This window comes from Azoarcus taiwanensis (genome assembly GCF_012910885.1).
GTDB lineage: Bacteria > Pseudomonadota > Gammaproteobacteria > Burkholderiales > Rhodocyclaceae > Azoarcus_F > Azoarcus_F taiwanensis.
Genome location: NZ_WTVM01000165.1, coordinates 1 through 7,114, shown reverse-complemented (window position 1 = coordinate 7,114; position 7,114 = coordinate 1). Strand labels below are relative to the sequence as shown.

At 61.8% G+C, this 7,114-nt stretch carries 8 protein-coding genes; 3 read left to right on the top strand and 5 right to left on the bottom strand.

Translation table 11 applies throughout. The features are described 5' to 3' along the window. Positions 1–208: 208 nt before the first annotated feature. From GPA21_RS18100 to GPA21_RS18090, 3 genes are all read left to right on the top strand, one after another. Positions 209–703: an FKBP-type peptidyl-prolyl cis-trans isomerase gene (locus GPA21_RS18100; protein ID WP_168989501.1), complete on the top strand. Its 495-nt coding sequence runs from the start codon at positions 209–211 to the stop codon at positions 701–703. 310 nt (positions 704–1,013) lie between these two features. Then, a complete protein-coding gene (locus tag GPA21_RS18095) occupies positions 1,014–1,337 on the top strand; it encodes a metal-sulfur cluster assembly factor (RefSeq protein WP_168989500.1) in 324 nt (107 codons plus the stop codon). Positions 1,338–1,375: 38 nt separating this feature from the next. Next, positions 1,376–2,512 (top strand): hypothetical protein, encoded by a 1,137-nt coding sequence (locus GPA21_RS18090; protein WP_168989499.1) that lies wholly within the window; start codon positions 1,376–1,378, stop codon positions 2,510–2,512. Between the two features lie 94 nt (positions 2,513–2,606). Here GPA21_RS18090 and GPA21_RS18085 read toward each other — a convergent pair whose 3' ends face one another. From GPA21_RS18085 to GPA21_RS18065, 5 genes are all read right to left on the bottom strand, one after another. Further along, a complete protein-coding gene (locus GPA21_RS18085) occupies positions 2,607–3,158 on the bottom strand; it encodes an FKBP-type peptidyl-prolyl cis-trans isomerase (RefSeq protein WP_168989498.1) in 552 nt (183 codons plus the stop codon). Further along, positions 3,158–3,967 (bottom strand): tetratricopeptide repeat protein, encoded by an 810-nt coding sequence (locus GPA21_RS18080; RefSeq protein ID WP_168989497.1) that lies wholly within the window; start codon positions 3,965–3,967, stop codon positions 3,158–3,160. The genes GPA21_RS18085 and GPA21_RS18080 overlap by 1 nt, the downstream gene beginning before the upstream one ends. Positions 3,968–4,073: 106 nt before the next feature. Next, the gene (pstB, locus tag GPA21_RS18075; RefSeq protein WP_168989496.1) at positions 4,074–4,928 is read right to left on the bottom strand and encodes a phosphate ABC transporter ATP-binding protein PstB; all 855 of its coding nucleotides are present in this window, start codon (positions 4,926–4,928) and stop codon (positions 4,074–4,076) included. Between the two features lie 50 nt (positions 4,929–4,978). Next, positions 4,979–6,631 (bottom strand): phosphate ABC transporter permease PstA, encoded by a 1,653-nt coding sequence (gene pstA / locus GPA21_RS18070; protein ID WP_168989495.1) that lies wholly within the window; start codon positions 6,629–6,631, stop codon positions 4,979–4,981. 23 nt (positions 6,632–6,654) lie between these two features. Beyond that, the coding region (locus tag GPA21_RS18065; RefSeq protein WP_168989494.1) for an ABC transporter permease subunit at positions 6,655–7,114 on the bottom strand (460 nt) is incomplete at its 5' end.

Genomic DNA, 7,114 nt, shown 5'->3' with positions numbered 1-7,114 from the left:
CAACAGTTGCGGCACGGACTTCGTGGCTGATGAAGGACTCGTAGGTATGATCACAGTTCTTGAGGCACAGGGCCTCGACACCGCGCACATGCGCATCTGCCCGAAATGCCGGACCGCCGCCATGGGCATGACTGCACTCAAAATTCCCACCCTGAAGAAAGCCTCCTGACCGTGCGTCAGCAATTGCCCACCAACGGAGCCACACCGCATGCCGACGATTCAGTTCGATGCCGAAGTCACTGCCAGCTTCACCATGCACGACGCGGATGGCAGCCTGGTCGCCAGTAGCGAACTCGACGGCCCGATGGTGTTCGTGGTCGGCAAGGGCAGCGTCCTCCCGGCAATTGAAGAAGCCGTCCTCGGTCACTACGCGGGTGATCGGCTCGAGTTCGAAGTCCCACCCGAGCGTGCCTTCGGTCTCCACCGCCCAGAACTGGTCTTCGAAAGTCCTCGCGCGAACCTGCCGTCAGGGATGGCGGTGAAGCCGGGTGCCCAACTCTTCAGCGGTATGGGGGATCGCCCGAAGTTCAGCCTGCGCGTTGTGAAGGAGACCGAAAACGGGGTGTTACTCGATGGTAACCATCCTTTGGCCGGGCGTACGCTGCGGATTTCACTCCATGTCACCAACGTGCGTCGCCTCGCTGCAATGGAATCGATGCTGGATCAGAGCATATGTCTAAAGCGTGGCGATCCGACGCCATGAAGTCGCAATCAGGCGCTCCCCACCCTGCCACGCAGTAAGCATTGATTTGCGGTGCACAGCAGTAGGCGGCGTCGCCGCTGCTTGACCATTCCGACAGTCAGCCAACGACGGTGGGTGCGAACCACCGCAGTGCTTCGCATGAATTCCTCTCGCCCGCGTGCAAGAAAGCAACTGCGGGTAAGATATTCACGAGCGGCAAACTCCAGCCTCCTGCCGAGACCCCTTTTCTCGTACTCGAACGCGTTGCCCTATTGCGTAGCGGAAGCGCAATCCTGGGCTGCCTGCAACACGACAATGGACCAACATCACCATGGACAACGGCACCATCGCACCCGACCCCGACTCGATCCGGCACATGCTTAGGGCGGTGATCGATCCAGAAGTTGGCGTGAACATTGTCGACCTCGGCCTGATTTACGGTGTCGAAGTCGATCAGGACAATGTGCGGATCACAATGACCATGACTTCTCCGGCGTGTCCGATGGCCGACATGATCATCGAGGACATTGACCGTGTGCTCGACGCCCACTTGCCGACGCATCTTGGCGTCGATCTCAAACTGGTATGGGAGCCACCCTGGACGCCGGACATGATGCATCCCGACGCGCGGGACCACTTCGGCTGGAAACGCTGAGAGCCCAGAGGCGCAACACACCCGGACCCAATGACCCAATGATCCGCGACCTACCGCCCGCCGGCCGCCTCCCGCTGCTCATCATGGGCATGCTGGCCCTGGTTTTCGGGGTGCTTTCGGGTCTCGCCCGTCTGGGCGTGACGACACCCCAGGCAGCCTTGCCACTCGTGGGGCTTCACAGTGCGCTGCTGATCGCCGCTTTCTTCGGAACGGTGATCAGCCTCGAGCGCGCAGTCGCAATCGCGCGGACATGGGCCTATCTCGCCCCGCTGTGCGCGGGCTTTGGCGGACTGACGCTGATTCTCGGCCAACCACTGTGGCTGGCACAGGCGTTTTTCCTTTCCGCCGCCACTTTGCTGACGCTGGCCAGCGTGCTCATCGTAAGACGGCAGTTCGCGATCTTCACCGTGATGCTGGCAGTCGCCTCTGCCTGCTGGCTGCTCGGCGTCCTCGCCTGGCACTTCGCGGGCATTCAGGCTGCTACCGCCTGGTGGCTCGCATTCCTTGTGCTCACGATTGCTGGCGAGCGCCTCGAGCTGACGCGTCTCTTGCCGCGAAGACCGGTCGCAATGCCGTTGTTCGTCGCTACATCCATCGCAGTGCTCGCGTCAGCGGCTTGGTCTGTTGTCGAACCCGATATAGGCTTGCGCGCCTTCGGTGGCGCGCTGCTCGCGCTCGGCGCATGGCTCGTCGTATTCGACATTGCGCGTTTCAACATTCGCCAACAGGGTCTTACCCGTTTCATCGCAGTCTGCCTGCTCACGGGTTACGCCTGGCTTGCAATCGCTGGCGCGATGGGTCTGATCGGCGCCCTGTCCCCGGGCCACCCGCTTCGCGACGGCGCGATGCATGCGGTGACGCTGGGCTTCGTTTTCTCGATGGTCTTCGGCCACGCCCCGATCATCTTCCCAGCGGTAATGCGCGTCAGGATTCCCTATCACCCTTTCCTTTACGTTCCTCTCACCCTGCTCCACGGTACGCTTGCGCTGCGCATGCTGGGTGGGCTGAGCGGAGAATTTCAGCTGTCACGCATCGGCGCGACCGCAGGCGGGTTTGTACTCGCACTTTTCGTCGTCACGATGCTGCTCAGCGTCTGGCGGGGGCGGGAGAAAGCGCCGCAGGGCCGACGCAGGCGACACAAGCACGCGGGTAGTCAGCGCGACCCCGAGGCGTAAGGGTGATTCCTGCTTGCGGAGTCGCCAAACCGCAAGCATCCGCAGCGAGCAATGGGTGGGTCGCAAGCGGCTGAGCGGCTGAGTGGGCCCACTGTCAGCGCAACCCCGGTACCGGTTGTTGATCGGGCGTACGCTCCGACGTTACCGGGGCATCCACGACATCCAGCAAGAAGAGCTCGAACACCAAGGTCTCCTCCGGACCGATCACACCGCCACCGGCACGCCCATAGGCCAGATCCGGTGGGATCACCAGGCGAACGGTGGAGCCGACTGGCATACTGGTCAGCGCTCGCCTCCAACCCTCGATCACGCGGTCGATCGGCACGACTGCGGGGTCTCCACGCCTGATCGAATCTTGGAAAACACGGCCATCGACATGCAGGCCACGATAGTGGACCATGACCCAGTCCGATGCTTCCGGCACAACGCCCTCGCCTTTCGCCAGCCACTCAACCTGCAGGCCATCGGGCATTTCGATGACACCGGGGCGTGCGCGATTGGCGCCGCGATACGCTGCGCCCTCCTCTGCGTTGAGATCAGCCAGCAGAAGTTGGGACTCGACCTGCTCCGGCGTCAGCCCGCAGCCGCGCGCCGCGAACATGAGCACGACGAGTGCCGCCAGGCTGAAAAGAATCGTGCGCAGCATCAGCGGCGCTCGAGCGCCCAGCGCATGGTCCGGGTCATTACCAGCTGACGCTCCTCATCGGACATCGATTCGATCAAGGCGGCATGAAGCTGCCGCCCCAGGGGGTCGCCCCCGGACGCTGCGAGCGCTGCCCAGAACGCCGCCTCCATGCGGTCGGGCTCAACGCCCTTACCCTCCAGGTACATGCGCGCCAGCCAGCCTTGCATCAGTGCCTGACCATTCTCGGCACTGATGCGGGTGTATTTCGCGCCCAGCGCCGCGTCCGTCGGGTGACCACCAATGCCTTCGACATGGATCCTGGCGAGGAAAAACGCCGCCAGCGCCACCTCGCCCTCGAGTGCGGTCTCGAGCAGAGCGCGTGCCTCATTCACTCTTTCGGCTCCGGTGCCGCCAAGCGCATCGGCGACGATCACTGACGCCAGCGCCACATGAGCAGGTAGATACCCCGCATCGATCGCCCTCCCGAACCATTGCTCGGCAAGCGCTCGATCCGCCTTGAGCTGGCTTCCCCCCATGTACATCCAACCGAGCTTAACCGCGTAATCATGGGCTCCGCCCTCGGCAACCAGCCGGTACCAATCTGCCGCGGCCTCGTGATCGACCTCGACCCCGTGGCCGTGTTCGTACATCCACCCGAGATAGGAGGCGGCGGACAGCGACCCTAGCGTCGCTGCCTGCTCGAAGTGCTCGTAGGCACCCTGCCAGTCGGGTGGATCGAGCGACATCAACTGTTGTGCACGGGCCTCGATTCGGTCGACGCTTTCGGTCGCCAGCACGCCTGTTGCGAGCACCAGAAAAACGACCAACAAGCACGTGCGGATTCCATATGTCATTCGTGGTAGACCTCATACTCCTGAAACGAGACAGGCCGGCGCCCGTTGGAGCGCCGGCCCGGTGCCATGCTGTTGGGACGGATCAGCCATAGCGTCCGGTGATGTAGTCCTCAGTCGCCTGATTCGCCGGGCTGACGAAGAGCTTCTTGGTATCGTCAAACTCGATCAACTCGCCAAGATACATGTAGGCGGTGAAATCCGAGATGCGCGCCGCCTGCTGCATGTTGTGGGTCACGATGATGACGGTGTACTGATTCTTGAGCTCCTCGACCAGTTCCTCGATCTTCGAGGTCGAGATCGGATCGAGCGCGGAAGTCGGCTCATCCAGCAGCAACACCTCTGGTTCGATTGCGATCGCGCGGGCGATGACGAGCCGCTGTTGCTGACCACCCGACAGGCCAAGCGCGTTGGTATCCAGACGATCCTTGACCTCGTTCCACAGAGCAACATTCTTGAGCGAGCGTTCGACGACCTCGTCGAGCACGGCCTTGTCCTTCACACCCTGCAAACGCAGGCCGTAGGCAACGTTCTCATAAATGGACTTGGGAAAAGGATTGGGTTTCTGGAACACCATCCCAATGCGCCTGCGCAGTTCAGCCACATCCACACCCTTGGCGAAAATGTTCTCGCCGTGCAGGTTGATCGACCCCTCCACCCTGCAGCCATCGACGAGATCGTTCATGCGATTGAAGCAGCGCAGCAAGGTCGACTTGCCGCATCCGGACGGACCGATGAAGGCCGTCACCCGCTTCTTGGGAATGAGCATGTTCACCTTCTTCAGCGCCTGGCTGTTGCCGTAGTACAGATCGAGACTCTCGACCGTGATCGCGATCTCTTCATCCTCGATCGCGAGAAATTCGCGTTCCTGGCCATCAAAGAGTCCGGCATTCATGCTGCGGACCGGCTTGACTGTTTCCGGGTTGGCCATCTGGTTCATCGTGTTTCTCCAGTAAAACTAGTTCAGTATTGAGGGCGAATCTGCTGCGGTCAATCGCCCTCGGCACGGTATTTTTCGCGCAGGCGGTTGCGGATCATGATCGCCGACAGGTTGAGGGCAACGATGAGCAACACCAGGATCAGCGCGGTCGCATAGACCAGCGCCTCGGCCGCCTCCGCATGTGGGCTCTGGAAACCGACGTCGTAGATGTGAAAGCCAAGGTGCATGATCTTGCGTTCGAGGTGGATGAAGGGGAAGTTGCCGTCGATCGGCAGTGTCGGCGCCAGTTTCACCACACCGACGAGCATCAGCGGCGCCACCTCGCCGGCGGCGCGCGCAATCGCGAGAATCAGGCCCGTCATCATCGCAGGCGTAGCAAGTGGCACCACCACCTTCCAAAGGGTTTCGCCCTTGGTCGCACCCAATGCCAGCGAACCCATGCGGATGGTGGATGGAATACGCGCGAGTCCTTCCTCCGTGGAGACGATTACTACCGGCAGAGTCAGCAACGCCAGCGTCAGCGACGCCCAGAACAGGCCAGGCGTTCCGAAGGTCGGAGCCGGGAGCGCTTCCGGATAGAACGTGCTGTCGATTGCGCCACCCAGCACATACACGAAAAAGCCCAGGCCGAAGACGCCGAAGACGATGGAGGGCACCCCGGCCAGGTTGTACACCGAGATGCGTACCGCCTTCAGCACCGGCCCCTGCTTCGCATACTCGCGTAGGTAGATCGCGGCCAACACCCCGAACGGGGTGACGATGATGGACATCACCAGCACCATCACGACGGTACCGAAGATCGCCGGGAAGATCCCGCCCTCGGTATTGGCCTCACGTGGATAGCCGAAGATGAAGTCACCGAACGACTTGATGTAGAAGCCGACCTTGGAAACGGCCGACATGTTGTTCGGCTGCCACGCATTGACGATTCGGTCCAGACCAATGGTGACCTCACGCCCGTCCGCCACCTGCATGACGATCGCGTCGCGGCGCACATCGGCGAGCAAGGCGTTGAGGCGATCCTGAATGGCCGCGTATTCCTGATCGAGCGCCTGCCGCCGCGCAGCGAACTCGCGCTCCATCTCCGGGGTGAGCGTGCCGCGCAGTTCCGCGCGACGCTGATCCAGCCGCACACGCTCGAGCCGGAAATTCACATTGCCGATATCGTGCCGTTCGATTCGACGGATATCGTCGAAAAGTCGATTGCTGCGATCCAGTCGCCTCTGGAAATCGGCCCACAGGGCGTCACCTTCCGCAACCGTCTGCCCGCTTTCAAGCAAGCGCGCCGGAACCCCGTAAAAGTCGCCCCACTCACGCCTCTCGAACACAGCGATGTTTTTCGGATAGGTCCATTCTCCGAGGAAATTGTCGACCATGTAGACGAAGTCCCGCCCGGTCACATCCCGGTTTCCCATCTTGAACAGATGGCGCGTGGCCAGCACCTGATCCGCGGGCAACGCGAGCCCGGCCTCGCGCAGGGACTGGGCAGTCAAGGTCTCGGACTTGCGCAGCTCGCCAATCACCTGCATTACTTCCCCGTTGGGCTGGACAAAGGTCGTGCTGACCACGTTATGGGGCCAGAAATGCCCGAAGCCCCGCACCAGGATCAGCGCCAGCAAGCCGAACACCATGATGATGCTGATGCTCACCGCGCCGCCATTCAACCAGATCCAGGGAGATCCGCTTTTCCACCACTGTTTCATTTCAAGAGCCTCTCAGATCCGGATCAAAGGGACGCATAGCGCTTGCGCAGGCGCTGACGTACGACCTCGGCCGCCGTATTCAGGACGAAGGTGAAGGCCAGCAACACCAGCGCCGACAGGAACAACACCCGGAAGTGGGTCGATCCGACCGCGGTTTCCGGCAGTTCCACCGCAATGTTTGCGGCCAGTGTCCGCATGCCCTCGAAGATGTTGAAATTCACGATCGGGCTGTTACCCGAGGCCATCAGCACGATCATGGTCTCGCCGACGGCTCGGCCGAATCCGATCATCACAGCCGAGAAGATCCCGGGACTGGCGGTCAGCAGCACGACCCCTATCACCGTCTGCCAGGGCGTAGCGCCCAGGGCGAGCGAGCCTTGGGTGAGGTGCTTGGGCACGTTGAAAACCGCATCCTCGGCGATCGAGAAGATCGTCGGGATCACCGCAAAACCCATGGCCATGCCGACAATCAGCGCGTTGCGC